Origin of the sequence: Streptomyces sp. NPDC059247, from assembly GCF_042754005.1 — a bacterium.
GTDB lineage: Bacteria > Actinomycetota > Actinomycetes > Streptomycetales > Streptomycetaceae > Streptomyces.
Genome location: NZ_JBHYZW010000006.1, coordinates 218,147 through 230,718, shown reverse-complemented (window position 1 = coordinate 230,718; position 12,572 = coordinate 218,147). Strand labels below are relative to the sequence as shown.

Genomic DNA, 12,572 nt, shown 5'->3' with positions numbered 1-12,572 from the left:
ATCGGTAGTTGAGGGGCAGCCGATCCGAAAAATCACAAAAAACTTCAGTGATATCAGCGAGATCGTGCGACACACCGGCCCAATTGGCCGATGCCCCCCCGCGAACCCCTCTACCGTGTGAGGCGTGAGCAGCAGCGGCCTCATCTACGCAGTCATCGTCGGGGCCTGGGCCGCCTACTTGGTGCCGATGTGGCTCCGCAGGCAGGACGAGCTGAACGAAGCCCGTCCCACCGAACGCTTCAGCACCGCCATCCGGCTGCTTTCCGGACGGGCGGGCATGGAGCGCCGTTACGCCAAGGAGCTGAAGCAGCGGGACCGTACGGTGGAAGGCCCGGCGCCCGACGTGGACCCGGACGCGGCGACCGAGCCCCTCGGCTCGGCCGACGTCCGGGCGTTCTCCGCGCCCGCGGCCAGAACGGAAGCGCGCCTGGAACTCCCGGAGCCCGAACCCGCACCGGCACCGCAGCCCGCCCCCGGCCGCCCCGCCCCGGGCGCCGCCGAGCGCGCCCGCCGGGGCGAGGTCCTCGCCCGCCGACGGCGCACCACCACGCTGCTCTTCGCGGCCTTCACCCTCGGCGCGGTCGTCACCGTCGTCGGCGGCGTCGCCTTCCTGTGGGCGCCGGCCGTGCCCGCGCTGCTCCTCAGCGCGTACATCGTGCATCTGCGCGTCCAGGAACGCCGCCGCTTCGTGTACGTCATGGACCGGCGGCGCGCCGAGGCCGCCGCCGCCCGGCTGCGGGAGAGCAGGCGCCCGGCGCCCACCCCCGAACCGACCCCCGAACCCTCCGCCGGGCCCTCCCCGCAGGAGGCGGACCGGCGGGCCCTCGTCGAGCAGACCGACCACGCCGAGTGGGTCGACCAGCAGCGCGAACGCCGCCCGGCCCGCGGCGACAGCTGGGACCCCGTCCCCGTCCCGCTGCCCACCTACGTCACCGCCCCGGTCGCGCCCCGCGCCTCCGGCGGCATCGACATCACGGACCCGGAGACCTGGAGCGCCGCCCGCTCCTCCGCGGTGGCCGACCCGGCCCCCGCCGCGCCCCCGGCCCCCCGCCGCCGCGCCCCCCGGGGCCACGACCACGGCCGGACCCCGCTCTTCGACCAGTACGCGGACGACGACGAGAGGCCCCGCGCGGCCAACGAGTGAGCCCCCGGCTGACCTGCGGAGGCACTGATTTCTGTCTCGGCCGGTCGGGGTGCTAATGTTTCACACGTCGCAAGGGCCTGTGGCGCAGTCTGGTAGCGCACCTCGTTCGCATCGAGGGGGTCTGGGGTTCAAATCCCCACAGGTCCACAAACGACAGTTCGCGAGTAGCTCTCGGGAACGTGACGAGATCCCGTCCGATCGCAAGATCGGGCGGGATCTTCGTCGTTCCGGGGGCGTCCGACGTCCCTTCCAGGTGGCGGACGGGACGGGATGTGCCGGGGCGGCGGTCACGTGGTGACCGGACGGCCCCCGGTCAGAGCTTGGCGTACACGATCAGGTTGTCCACCGGGTGTCCCTCGGCGTCGAACTCGCCGTCGCAGGTGACGAGGCGCAGTTCGGGCGTGGCGGTGGGGCCGTAGACCCGCTGGGTGGGGAAGGCGGTCTTCCGTACGGTCTCGGTCGCGGTGACGGTGAAGGTGAGGTCCTTGCCGCGGGCGTCGCGGACGGTGATCTCGGCGCCCTTGGTGAGCTTCTTCAGATCGTGGAAGACGGCGCGGCCGAACCTGGTGTCGTTGTGTCCTATGAGGACCGCGGCGCCCTTCTCGCCCGGGGCCGCTCCGCCCGTGTACCAGCCCGCGGTCATCCCCTTCTCGGGCGGCGGTACCTCGACCGTCCGATCGCGGTTGAGCCCGAGGCGCATCAGAGCGCTGCTGACTTTGATGGCGGGGATCGAGACGTGCACGGGGTCGGCGACGGCCGTGCCGGGCGTGGCGGGTGCGGACGGCGGTGCGGGGTCCTTCGCGGCCCCGGTCGCGGTCCGGGTCCCGGCCTCGGCTCCGGTTCCGGCTCCGGTCTCGGTGGAGCAGCCCGTCAGCGCGAGGGCGAGGGCCAGCCCGACGGCGTACCAGGACGGCAGGCGGTGACGGTGCATGGGGAAGCCTTCCGGTGACACGGGTTCAGGGGGAGGAACGGCGGCCGGGCCGGGCCGCCACGGTGACGGGGGCGTCACCGCGACGGACCGGCCCGGCGTACGGCTGTCGGTGCTCTCGGTTGCGCCGGTGCCGTCGTCGTGGCTCAGCGGGCGTCGTGGTGCGCCGCGCGGCGGCGGATCACGACGGTGCCCACGGCGGCCAGGGTGACGGCGGCGGCCGTGGCCCCGACGACGATCGTGGTGGGGCTGCCACTGCCCTGGACCGTGGCGGGACGCTCGCCCGCGGCGACGCCGCCGCGCGGCACCGCGGCCGACCGCTCGCGCTCGGAGGGCTGGAGGCAGAAGACGGTGCCGTCCTTGCCGGTGACACGGGTCTCGGCGGTGCCCTTGCCCTGGTCCGACGGGGGCTTGCACACGACCTTGTCGGCCACGGCGATCCTCGTCGGAGCGGGGGCGGTGTCGGCGAACGCGCCGCTGCCGGAGACCAGGACGCTGCCGAGGGCGGCGGTCGTGACGGCGAGGGCCCTCAGGACACGGCGCGAGGACGTGGTTGTCATGGTGGGACTCCGTTCGGAGGCTGGGATCGGGTACGGGGTCCAGGCTGGCCAAGACGTATGAAGAACCTGTCAGGGTGTTGTCGCCTCCAGGTCAGCCCCGCGTCGCGGCCGGACGCGCCGGGCCGTGGCGCATCAGGGCCGTGGCGCATCCGGGCCGTGAGGGGGATCCGGGCCCCGGGGCAGAGCCCTGGAGTAAGGCCTTGGGGGAGGGCCTTGGGGGATCCGGCCCGGCCGCAGTCGTACCGCCGTGCGTCCGTCCGTACCGCACGGCGACAAGCCCCGGCCGGACCCGTCCGGCCCGGTGGGGCATCCGGGCCGCCCGTTCAGCCCTTGTCCACCGCCACCGGCAGCTCCAGGGTGAACACCGACCCCTTCCCCGGAGTGCTGCGTGCCGTCGCCGTGCCGCCGTGCGCCTCCGCCAGTTTCCGTACGATCGCCAGCCCGAGCCCGCTGCCGCCGGTCCGCCGGTTGCGGGACTTGTCGGCGCGCCAGAACCGGTCGAAGACGTACGGCAGATCCTCGGCCGGGATCCCGCTTCCCGTGTCCTCGACCTCGACGGCGAGCCGGGAACCGGCGGCGCGGGCGCGCAGGGTGACCGTGCCGCCGTGCGGGGTGTGGCGCACGGCGTTGGAGACCAGGTTCCCGACCGCCTGCCGCAGCCGGACCGGGTCCGCACTGAGGTCCGGCAGCCCGTCGGGGAAGGTCACCGCGAGGCGGACCCCGGCCGTCTCGGCGCGCGGTGCCTGCGCGGCGGCGACCTGGGTGAGCAGCTCCCCCACCTCCAGCGGCGCGGGGTTCAGCCGCAGTTCGCCCGCATCGGCCTGGGCCAGGTCCTGGAGGTCGTCGATGATGTGCTGGAGCTGCACCGCCTCTTCGAGCAGGGAGGAGACGAAGGCGGGGTCGAGGTCGGCGACGCCGTCCTGGGCTCCCTCCAGCCAGCCCCGGATGGTGCTCAGCGGGGTCCGCAGTTCATGGGCGACGTCACCGACCATCTCGCGGCGCTGGTGCTCCAGCCGTGCGCGGTGCGCGGCCATGTCGTTGAAGGCGGCGGCGAGCCGGCCGATCTCGTTGTCGGAGCGCACGGGGACGGGCGCGGTGGCCTCCCCGTCCTTCATGAGCTGTGCGGCCGAGGTCAGCGCCCGCAGGGGCCGGACCAGCCGGGTGGCCGCCAGCACGGAGGCGCCGACGGTCAGCGCGAGGACCAGCGCGGCGACCCCCGCGACCCGGGCGGTGTCGTCCGGGGAGAGGTCGAAGCCGGGCGCGGTGGGGCTGCCGTCGGGGTCGCTGATGTAGAGCTCGGCGGGGGCGGCGACATGGGAGACGAGCTGCTGGCGGCGGGCGGTGTCCACACAGTTCTCGACCGTGCTGTCGACCCGGTGGGGCATCCCCCGCACCTCGACCACGTCGATCCGGACCTTGTCCGAGGCCCCGGGGGGACCGGGGGGCCGCTGGTCGAGGGGGAAGATCGTCGACTCGTCCGGGCCGCTCCGGTCGCCGATGAGGATCCGGGGTTCCCCCTGGGTGCCGTGGCTCAGCCACAGGGGGATCGCGGTGCGCTTGCTGCGGCCCAGACAGGTGTTGGAGAGCCTGTTGAGCGCCGCGACCGCCTTCTGCTCGGTGGCGGTGGGCCGCGCCAGCTCCGCCAGGCCGCAGAAGTGCTGGTACCGCTCGGTCTCCAGACCCGCCGTCCGGATGTAGGAGCGACCGCTGGGGGTGGTCATGCGCTCGGCGTTCAGGGAGTACCTTCCGCGCAGGCAGGACACCACCCCGTCGGCGAGCTCGCGCAGGGCGGCCCGTTCCGTGCCGGGCAGTTGGAACGGGCCCACGGCGCGCGGATCGATGCTGCCCTTGCCGCTGTTCGCGGAGGTCAGGGCGCCGGGCGCGTCGTTGTCGACGGCGTCGCCGAAGGCGGCGTCGACCCTCAGCGGGTCGATGGACGCGGAGGGCGTCTCGGGGAGCGCGGGCGGGTTCTTCTCGGTCGAGGAGTCGGCGACGACGAGCCCGCTGCGCGGGTTGACGAGCACGATCCGCCGGTCGTCGGCGGCGGCCAGCTCCCTGACCTTGCGCTCGACCCCGTCCCACTGGGGGTTGGTGGCGGCGTGGCCCAGGAGCGCGCGGTAGATCCGGGCGTCCTTGGCGAGATCGCGGCCCTGTTCGCGTTCGATGGCGCCGGTGGTGGTCTGCGCGGCGAGCCAGGCGGTGGCGGCGACGGAACAGACGGCCACGAGGGCGGAGACCGCGAGGAGCCGGGCCAGCAGGCTCTTGCGCAGGGGCAGCCGCCGGGCGCGGTGCGCGTCCCGGGCCCCGCTCACCTCTCCCGTACCTCCTGCACCTCCCATCCCTCCTGGACCTCCTGTACCTCTCATCCCTCCCGTGCCGGTCCCGCGCTCCGTACCGCTGGACTCTCCCATCCCGTCGGCCCCTCTCGTACGGTCTCGGCTACGGCGTCGCACGGTCGCCGCGTCCCGGGACCGTGGCGGGGTCGACCAGCTTGTAGCCGACGCCGAAGACGGTCAGCAGCCTCTCGGGCCGCTTCGGCTCGGTCTCGACCTTCTTCCGCAGGTTCATGATGTGGACGTCGACGGTCCGGTCACCGATGTAGCGGGTGTACCCGTGGAGTTCCTGGAGCAGGCGCTGGCGGGTGAAGACCCGGCCCGGCTCGGTGGCCATCGCAGCGAGGATCCGGAACTCGCCGGGCGTGCAGTCGATGCCGCCGCCTCCGACCCTGACCTCGTGCCTCTCCGGGTCGACCACCAGCTCCCCGACGGTCAGCAGGCGCTCGTCGGCCGGTGGGGCGGTCCCGCCGCGCGGCGCGGTGCGGCGCAGCAGGGTGCGGACCCGGGCCATCAGCTCGCGCGGGCTGTACGGCTTGGTCATGTAGTCGTCGGCGCCGAGGTCGAGCCCGAGGAGCAGATCGTCCTCGGTGGAGCGGGCGGTGAGCATCAGCACGGGGAGTCCGTACGCCTCGGCCCGCAGGATCCGCAGTACGTCCAGGCCGTCGATCCTGGGCATCATCACATCCAGGACGAGCAGGTCGGGGGGCCGGTGGCGGACGCCCTCGACGGCGGCGCGGCCGTCCGTCACCAGGGTGACGGAGTGCCCTTCGCGCAGGAGGTAGCGGCGGACCAGCTCGGCCTGTTTGTCGTCGTCCTCGGCGATCATCACATGTGCGCACACGGCACCGATCGTAGACAGGCACGAGGGGCGAACGGGCTTGCGGTACAAGGCCGGTGGCCCGTACGGCACCCTCACCCGGTCCCGGCGGTCGCCGGGGCGCTCCCGCTCGCCGTGTCGTCGGCGGCCGTTCCCGGCCCCCGGTGTCAGACCAGCGGCTTGGCGAAGCAGCGGCTGGCCGGGTGGTCGCGGTAGTGGCCGAACTTGGCGCAGGGCTCGTAGCCGCTGGAGAGGTAGAGGGCTATCGCCTCCGGCTGGGCGACGCCCGTCTCCAGGACCATGCGGACGCGGCCGGTCGCGCGGGCGTCGGACTCCAGGGCGGCGAGGACGCGGCGGGCCAGACCGAGGCCCCGGGCGCCGGGGACGACGTACATGCGCTTCAGTTCGGCGTCGCCGTTCGCGTAGCCCGCGTCGTTCTCGTCCTGGGTGCGCCAGCCGCCGGTGGCGACGGGGCGGCCCTCGGGGTCGTAGGCGAGCAGGTAGAGGCCGTGGGGCGGGACGAACATCCCGGCGTCCAGCGGTGTGACGTCGCCCTCGTCGTCGTAGCGGGCGGCGTACTCCGCCTGGACCTCGGCGTCGAGCGCGACGGCGTCGGGGTGGTCGTAGGGCGTCGGCTGGATTTTCATGCGATGCATCGTACATCTATACGAAAGGAGGGGAGTCGGTATCCTCCCGGGATGGTCACTGTCACCTCAGCGAATGTCAACGGGCTCCGCGCCGCCGCCAAGAAGGGTTTCGTCGAGTGGCTGGGCGGGACCACCGCCGATGCCGTCTGTCTCCAGGAGGTGCGCGCCGAGGAGGCGCAGCTGCCCCCGGAGCTGCGGGCGCCCGAGGGCTGGTCCGTCGTCCACGCGCCCGCCGCCGCCAAGGGCCGTGCGGGCGTCTCCCTCTACACCCGCCGTGAGCCGGACCGGGTGCGCGTCGGCTTCGGGTCGGCGGAGTTCGACGACAGCGGCCGGTACGTCGAGGCCGATCTGCCCGGTGTGACCGTCGCCAGCCTCTATCTGCCCTCCGGCGAGGTCGGCACCGAGCGCCAGGACGAGAAGTACCGGTTCATGGAGGAGTTCCTGCCCTACCTCAAGGGGCTGCGGGAGCGGGCCGCCGCCGACGGCCGCGAGGTCGTCGTCTGCGGCGACTGGAACATCGCCCACCGCGAGGCCGACCTCAAGAACTGGAAGTCCAACAAGAAGAACGCGGGCTTCCTGCCCGAGGAGCGCGCCTGGCTCGACCGGCTCCTCGACGCGGAGGACGGCGGCTACGTCGACGTCGTGCGCGCCCTCCACCCCGACCAGGAGGGCCCCTACTCCTGGTGGTCCTACCGGGGCCGGGCCTTCGACAACGACACCGGCTGGCGCATCGACTACCAGATGACCACCCCCGGCCTCGCCGCCAAGGCGGTCAAGGCGTACGTGGAGCGGGCCGAGACCCATGCCGAGCGGTGGAGCGACCACGCCCCCGTCACGGTCGTCTACGAACTCTGAGGCCGAGGGGGAGCGAGGGGGGCGGTGCCCAGACGGCGGTCGAGGGCCATCGACAGCTCCGCCTCCACGACGCTCTTCGCCAGGGGGCGCAGCCGCCACGGGTCGTCCCCGGCGGCATGGGTGCGCAGCAGGTCGGCGAAGAGGTCCGCGAGCGCGTCGGCGTGCTCACGGACCCGGGAGCCCGCCTTGAGGACCTCGGCGAGCGGGACGCCCTCGCGGACCAGGGCGGCGGAGACGTCGAGCAGCCTGCGGCTGATGTGGACCAGTTCCTCGCCGTCGGTCACGAGGTAGCCGAGGTCCAGGGCGGCGGCGAGGTTGTCCGGGGTGACCTCGCCCGCGAAGTGGTCCGCCAGCTCCTCGGGGGTGAGGCGGACCGGCTCCTCCTCGCCGGGGGCGCCGAGGGCGAGGACCTCGCGGACGTTGCGCCCGCTCTCGAAGGCGGTGGTGAGGTCGGCGATGCCGTTGAGGGTGTGGCCGCGCTCCAGGAGGGCGGCGACGGTACGGAGCCGGGCCAGGTGCCGCTCGTCGTACCAGGCGATCCGGCCCTCCCGGCGGGGCGGCGGGATCAGGCCGCGCTCCCGGTAGAAGCGCAGGGTGCGCACGGTGATCCCGGCGGCGGCGGCGAGCTCCTCCATGCGGTACTCGCGCACGCCCCCGCCGGTCGCCGTGGCGCCTCCCGGCGTCCCGCCGGGGTCTCCGCCCGTCGCCGCGCGGGCGCCCGGCGCCCTGCCCGGTCCTTCGTCCCATCCGTCCGTCACGCCCGCCAGCCTATGTTGTACCGCCGGTAACTTTCCCTCGTCGTACCTCTACCGCTGGGTAGGCCGCTGCTCTACAGTCCCGACTGTGCCAGTGATTGCTGGCGCGATCAGCCGGGCGCGCGGGAGGCGGCATGGCGAAGCACGAGCACGTACGGGTGGCGGTGATCGGATCGGGATTCGGCGGCATCGGCGCCGCCGTCCGGCTGCGCCGCGAGGGCATCACCGACTTCGTGGTCCTGGAACGGGCCGACTCCGTGGGCGGCACCTGGCGGGACAACAGCTACCCCGGCTGCGCCTGCGACGTCCCCTCCCACCTCTACTCCTTCTCCTTCGCGCCCAACCCCGACTGGCCCCGCACCTTCTCGGGCCAGCGGCACATCCGCGCCTACCTCGAACACGTCACCGACACCTTCGGGGTCCGCCCCCATCTGCGCCTCGGCCACGAGGTCCTGCGGATGGCCTGGGACGCCGAGGCGCTCCGCTGGGAGATCGAGACCAGCCGCGGCGGCTTCAGCGCCGATGTCGTGGTCTCCGCCACCGGACCGCTCTCCGACCCCAGGATCCCCGACGTCCCGGGGCTCGACGGCTTCCCGGGCAAGGTCTTCCACTCGGCCCGCTGGGACCACGACCACGACCTCACCGGCAAGCGCGTCGCCATGATCGGCACCGGCGCCTCCGCCATCCAGATCGTGCCCGCGATCCAGCCGGAGGTCGGACGGCTCACCCTCTTCCAGCGCACGCCCCCCTGGGTGATGCGCCGCATGGACCGGGCCGTCAGCCGCCCCGAGCGCTGGCTGCACCGCGCCGTGCCCGCCACCGGCACCGCGCGCCGCGGCCTCCTCTGGGGCATCCGGGAACTCCAGGTCGGCGCCTTCACCAAGCATCCCGGGGTGCTCGGGCTCGTCGAGAAGCTCGCCAGGGCCAACCTCGCCAAGGCGGTCGAGGACCCCGTCCTGCGGGCCAAGCTGACCCCTTCGTACCGCATCGGCTGCAAGCGCATCCTGCTCTCCAGCACCTACTACCCGGCCGTCGTACAGCCCAATGTGGACGTCGTCGCCGCCGGGCTCCGCGAAGTCCGCGGCTCGACCCTCGTCGCCGCCGACGGCACCGAGACCGAGGCCGACGTGATCGTCTTCGGCACCGGCTTCCACGTCACCGACCTGCCGATCGCCGAGCGGGTCGTCGGCGCGGACGGGCGGACCCTCGCCGAGTCCTGGAAGAACGGCATGGAGGCGCTGCGCGGCGCCACCGCCGCCGGATTCCCCAACTTCCTGACCGTCATCGGCCCCAACACGGGCCTCGGGAACTCCTCGATGATCCTGATGATCGAGTCCCAGCTCAACTACCTGGCGGACTACCTGCGCCAGCTGGACGTCCTCGGCGGGCGCGCCGCCCTCGCCGTCCGGCCCTCCGCCGTCGGCGCCTGGAACCGCAAGGTCCAGAAGCGGATGGAACGCACCGTCTGGGCCGGTGGCTGCGAGAGCTGGTACCTCGACGCCAACGGACGCAACACCACCCTGTGGCCCGGCACGACCGGCGAGTTCCGCCGCGAGACCCGGCAGGTCGACCTCTCCGAGTACGAGGTGATCCGCGCCCCCCGGCCGACCGCCCCCGCCGCCGGGGGAAGCGCGATGGCGGACAGCGCGACGAAGGACGGCGCCCCGAAGGACAGCGCCCCGAAGGACGGCGACACCCCCCGTACGAAGGAGAACGCCCGGTGAGCAGGCGCCCGACCCCGCTGTCCCCGTCCCGGGAGCTCACCGTCGTCTCCGCCGACGGCTCCCCCGTCCACGTCGAGACCTACGGCCCCGAGGGCGCGCCCGCCGTCGTCCTCGCCCACGGCTGGACCTGCTCGATCGCCTTCTGGGCCGCGCAGATCGGCTCCCTCGCCGCCGACCACCGGGTCATCGCCTACGACCAGCGCGGCCACGGCCGTTCCCCGGCCCCCGCCGGGCCCTCCGGCTACGCCGTCCGGGCGCTCGCCGACGACCTCGAAGCGGTCCTCGCCGCCACCCTCGCCCCCGGCGAGAAGGCCGTCGTCGCCGGACACTCCATGGGCGGCATGACCCTGATGGCGGCGGCCGACCGGCCCGGCCTCAGGGCCCACGCGGCGGCCCTGCTGCTCTGCTCCACCGGCCCGTCGCGGCTGACCGCCGAGGCCACCGTGGTCCCCGGCCGCCCCAGCGCCCGGCGGACCCGGCTCACCCGCGCCGTCCTCGGTGCCAAGGCGCCGTTCGGCCCGGTGAACGCCGTCTCGAAGAAGATCCTCAAGTACGCGACGATGGGCCCGGGTTCCGCCCCCGACCGGGTCGACGCCTGCGCCCGGATCGTGCACGCCTGCCCGCGTGGGGCCCGGGTCGGCTGGTCCCGGGTCCTCGCCGGGATCGACCTGGAGGCGGGCCTGCGGGCCCTGGACCTGCCGGTCGCGGTCCTCGTCGGCACCGCCGACCGGCTCACCCCGCCCCCGCACTCCCGGGCCATGGCCGCGGCGCTGCCGCAGTGCGTGGGACTGCTCGAACTTCCGGGCATGGGTCATATGACACCGGTGGAGGCCCCCGAGGCCGTCACCGCCCGCATCCGTGAACTGACCAGCACGTACCTGGAGACGAAGGAGAAGGCATGAGCCGGGTGAGCCTGGAAGGACAGGTCGCGGTCGTCACCGGAGGCGCCCGTGGCGTCGGGGAGCTCCTCGCCCGCAAGCTGTCCGCACGCGGGGCGCGGATCGCGCTCGTCGGTCTGGAGCCCGAGCAGCTGAAGGAGGTCGCCGGGCGGCTGCACACCGAGGCCGACTGGTGGCACGCCGACGTCACCGACCACGAGGCGATGGCCCGGGTCGCGGCCGAGGTGAAGGAACGGTTCGGGAAGGTGGACATCGTCGTCGCCAACGCCGGGGTCGCGGCGGGCGGCCCGTTCGTCGACTCCGACCCGGCGGCCTGGCGGCGGGTCATCGAGGTCAACCTGATCGGCGGCGCCGTGACCGGCCGGGCGTTCCTGCCCGTCCTCATGGAGTCCCGGGGGTACTTCCTCCAGATCGCCTCGCTCGCCGCGCTCACCCCGGCGCCGATGATGACGGCGTACTGCGCCTCCAAGTCGGGCGTCGAGGCCTTCGCCCACAGCCTGCGCGCCGAGGTCGCGTACAAGGGGGTGGGGGTCGGCGTCGGCTATCTCTCCTGGACCGACACGGACATGGTCCGGGGCGCCGACGAGGACGACGTGATGCGGGAGCTGCGGCAGCGGCTGCCGTGGCCGGCGAACCGCACGTACCCCCTCGGTCCGGCCGTCGACCGGATCGTGGCGGGCATCGAGCGGCGCTCGGCCCATGTGTACGCGCAGTGGTGGCTGCGCGGGATGCAGTCGCTCCGGGGGTACCTGCCGGGGATGATCGCGACCGTCGGGCAGCGCGAGATGAAGCGCTTCGGACCCCGGCTCGGCTCCGTGCCCAAGGGGCTCGTGGGGGCGGGCGGCGCGGCCGACGAGAAGGCCAGGACCGGGGGTTCCCCCACCGGTAGCCGTCCGTAACCGATCGACATGCGTGGAATGTTCGCCCGTGCGAGGCTGGTCGAGGCCCACGGGGCACACCGCCCCGTCCCCCTCACACCCTTCTAGGAGTGACCTTCATGGGCATCCAGGACCAGTTCAAGGACAAGGCGGAACAGCTCAAGGAGCAGGCCAGGCAGGCGGCGGGCAAGGCGAAGGACGAGGCGTCCGAGCGTGCCTCCCAGGCGGGCGACCGGGGCAAGAGCGAGACGCAGCGGGCCCAGCAGGAGGCCCAGGACCGCTTCGACCAGGACTACGACGCCTGACGGCGGCCCCGCGGGCCCCGTCCGCGCGAGGCGCACCCGGTGAGGGCACCGGGTGCGCCTCCTCGCGCGCGGGCGCGGGGCCATCCGGGGTACGGGCCCGCGCGCCCGTCCGGAGCGCGGGCGGGATCCGCGCCGCGCCGGACCGGCCGCCTCCGGCCGAAAAGTCGTACGCACCGGGCGGCGGATCTTCGTACCGTGACGGCCATGGCCGTACTTGAGCGACTGCGCTCCGATCACGCACCCGCCCTGCTCGCCTTCGAGCGCGAGAACCGGGCCTACTTCGCCGCGTCCGTGCCCGACCGGGGGGACGCGTACTTCACCGCCTTCGAGGAACGGCACCGGGCGCTCCTCGACGAGCAGGAGACCGGGACGATCCACTTCCATGTGCTCGTGGGGGAGGACGGGGAGGTCCTCGGGCGGTTCAACCTCCTCGACGTCGCCGACGGGGGAGCCGAGCTGGGCTACCGGGTGGCCCGGCGGGCGACCGGGCGGGGCGTGGCGACGGCCGGGGTGCGGGAGGTGTGCAGGCTGGCCCGGGAGGCGTACGGGCTGAGCAGGCTGACCGCCGTCACGACCCTCGACAACGACGGGTCGAGGGCGGTGCTCGGCCGGGCCGGGTTCGGCGCGGTCGGCAGCGTGACGCTGGGCGGGCGCGCGGGGACCTCGTACGAACTGGACCTGGGCCTGTCGTACGGGACCGCCTCCTGAGGACCGGACCTCCGCC

Annotated in this window: 13 protein-coding genes and 1 tRNA gene; 8 read left to right on the top strand and 6 right to left on the bottom strand. The window is 73.7% G+C overall.

Going from position 1 to position 12,572, the window contains the following annotated elements:
• The first annotated feature begins 124 nt into the window (after positions 1-124).
• Positions 125-1,144: a gephyrin-like molybdotransferase receptor GlpR gene (gene glpR / locus ACFXGN_RS14590; RefSeq protein ID WP_384858205.1), complete on the top strand. Its 1,020-nt coding sequence runs from the start codon at positions 125-127 to the stop codon at positions 1,142-1,144.
• A 73-nt stretch (positions 1,145-1,217) separates the two neighbouring features.
• A tRNA-Ala gene (locus ACFXGN_RS14585) sits at positions 1,218-1,291 on the top strand.
• A gap of 166 nt (positions 1,292-1,457) precedes the next feature.
• On the opposite strand, the gene ACFXGN_RS14580 is transcribed toward ACFXGN_RS14585, so the two are convergent.
• The 5 genes from ACFXGN_RS14580 to ACFXGN_RS14560 all read right to left on the bottom strand — a co-directional run bounded on the left by ACFXGN_RS14580 (position 1,458) and on the right by ACFXGN_RS14560 (position 6,432).
• Positions 1,458-2,075 carry a class F sortase gene (locus tag ACFXGN_RS14580; protein WP_384858203.1) on the bottom strand — a complete coding sequence of 206 codons (618 nt, stop codon included), beginning with the start codon at positions 2,073-2,075 and terminating at the stop codon, positions 1,458-1,460.
• A gap of 143 nt (positions 2,076-2,218) precedes the next feature.
• A complete protein-coding gene (locus ACFXGN_RS14575) occupies positions 2,219-2,632 on the bottom strand; it encodes a hypothetical protein (protein WP_384858200.1) in 414 nt (137 codons plus the stop codon).
• A gap of 323 nt (positions 2,633-2,955) precedes the next feature.
• A complete protein-coding gene (locus ACFXGN_RS14570; protein ID WP_384858197.1) occupies positions 2,956-4,944 on the bottom strand; it encodes a sensor histidine kinase in 1,989 nt (662 codons plus the stop codon).
• 127 nt (positions 4,945-5,071) lie between these two features.
• Complete coding sequence (locus ACFXGN_RS14565; RefSeq protein ID WP_384858554.1) at positions 5,072-5,794, bottom strand: response regulator transcription factor; 723 nt, start codon at positions 5,792-5,794, stop codon at positions 5,072-5,074.
• 158 nt (positions 5,795-5,952) lie between these two features.
• Positions 5,953-6,432 (bottom strand): GNAT family N-acetyltransferase, encoded by a 480-nt coding sequence (locus ACFXGN_RS14560; RefSeq protein WP_384858195.1) that lies wholly within the window; start codon positions 6,430-6,432, stop codon positions 5,953-5,955.
• A gap of 51 nt (positions 6,433-6,483) precedes the next feature.
• Here ACFXGN_RS14560 and ACFXGN_RS14555 point away from each other — a divergent pair, with 51 nt between their 5' ends.
• Positions 6,484-7,287, top strand: coding sequence for an exodeoxyribonuclease III (locus ACFXGN_RS14555; protein ID WP_384858194.1), 804 nt, complete (start codon positions 6,484-6,486; stop codon positions 7,285-7,287).
• Here the strand turns inward: ACFXGN_RS14555 and ACFXGN_RS14550 are convergent.
• Entirely contained in the window at positions 7,275-7,922 is a 648-nt protein-coding gene (locus ACFXGN_RS14550) for a MerR family transcriptional regulator (RefSeq protein ID WP_384858552.1), read from the bottom strand. The genes ACFXGN_RS14555 and ACFXGN_RS14550 overlap by 13 nt on opposite strands.
• Positions 7,923-8,176: 254 nt before the next feature.
• On the opposite strand from ACFXGN_RS14550, the gene ACFXGN_RS14545 reads away from it, so the two are divergent.
• From ACFXGN_RS14545 to ACFXGN_RS14525, 5 genes are all read left to right on the top strand, one after another.
• Positions 8,177-9,766 (top strand): flavin-containing monooxygenase, encoded by a 1,590-nt coding sequence (locus tag ACFXGN_RS14545; protein ID WP_384858192.1) that lies wholly within the window; start codon positions 8,177-8,179, stop codon positions 9,764-9,766.
• A complete protein-coding gene (locus tag ACFXGN_RS14540) occupies positions 9,763-10,668 on the top strand; it encodes an alpha/beta fold hydrolase (protein WP_384858189.1) in 906 nt (301 codons plus the stop codon). The genes ACFXGN_RS14545 and ACFXGN_RS14540 overlap by 4 nt, the downstream gene beginning before the upstream one ends.
• On the top strand, positions 10,665-11,564 hold the full coding sequence (locus ACFXGN_RS14535; protein ID WP_384858186.1) for an SDR family oxidoreductase: 900 nt from the start codon (positions 10,665-10,667) through the stop codon (positions 11,562-11,564). The genes ACFXGN_RS14540 and ACFXGN_RS14535 overlap by 4 nt, the downstream gene beginning before the upstream one ends.
• Before the next feature lie 98 nt (positions 11,565-11,662).
• Positions 11,663-11,848, top strand: coding sequence for a hypothetical protein (locus ACFXGN_RS14530; protein WP_366443234.1), 186 nt, complete (start codon positions 11,663-11,665; stop codon positions 11,846-11,848).
• Between the two features lie 204 nt (positions 11,849-12,052).
• Positions 12,053-12,556, top strand: coding sequence for a GNAT family N-acetyltransferase (locus ACFXGN_RS14525; RefSeq protein WP_384858182.1), 504 nt, complete (start codon positions 12,053-12,055; stop codon positions 12,554-12,556).
• Positions 12,557-12,572 lie beyond the last annotated feature (16 nt).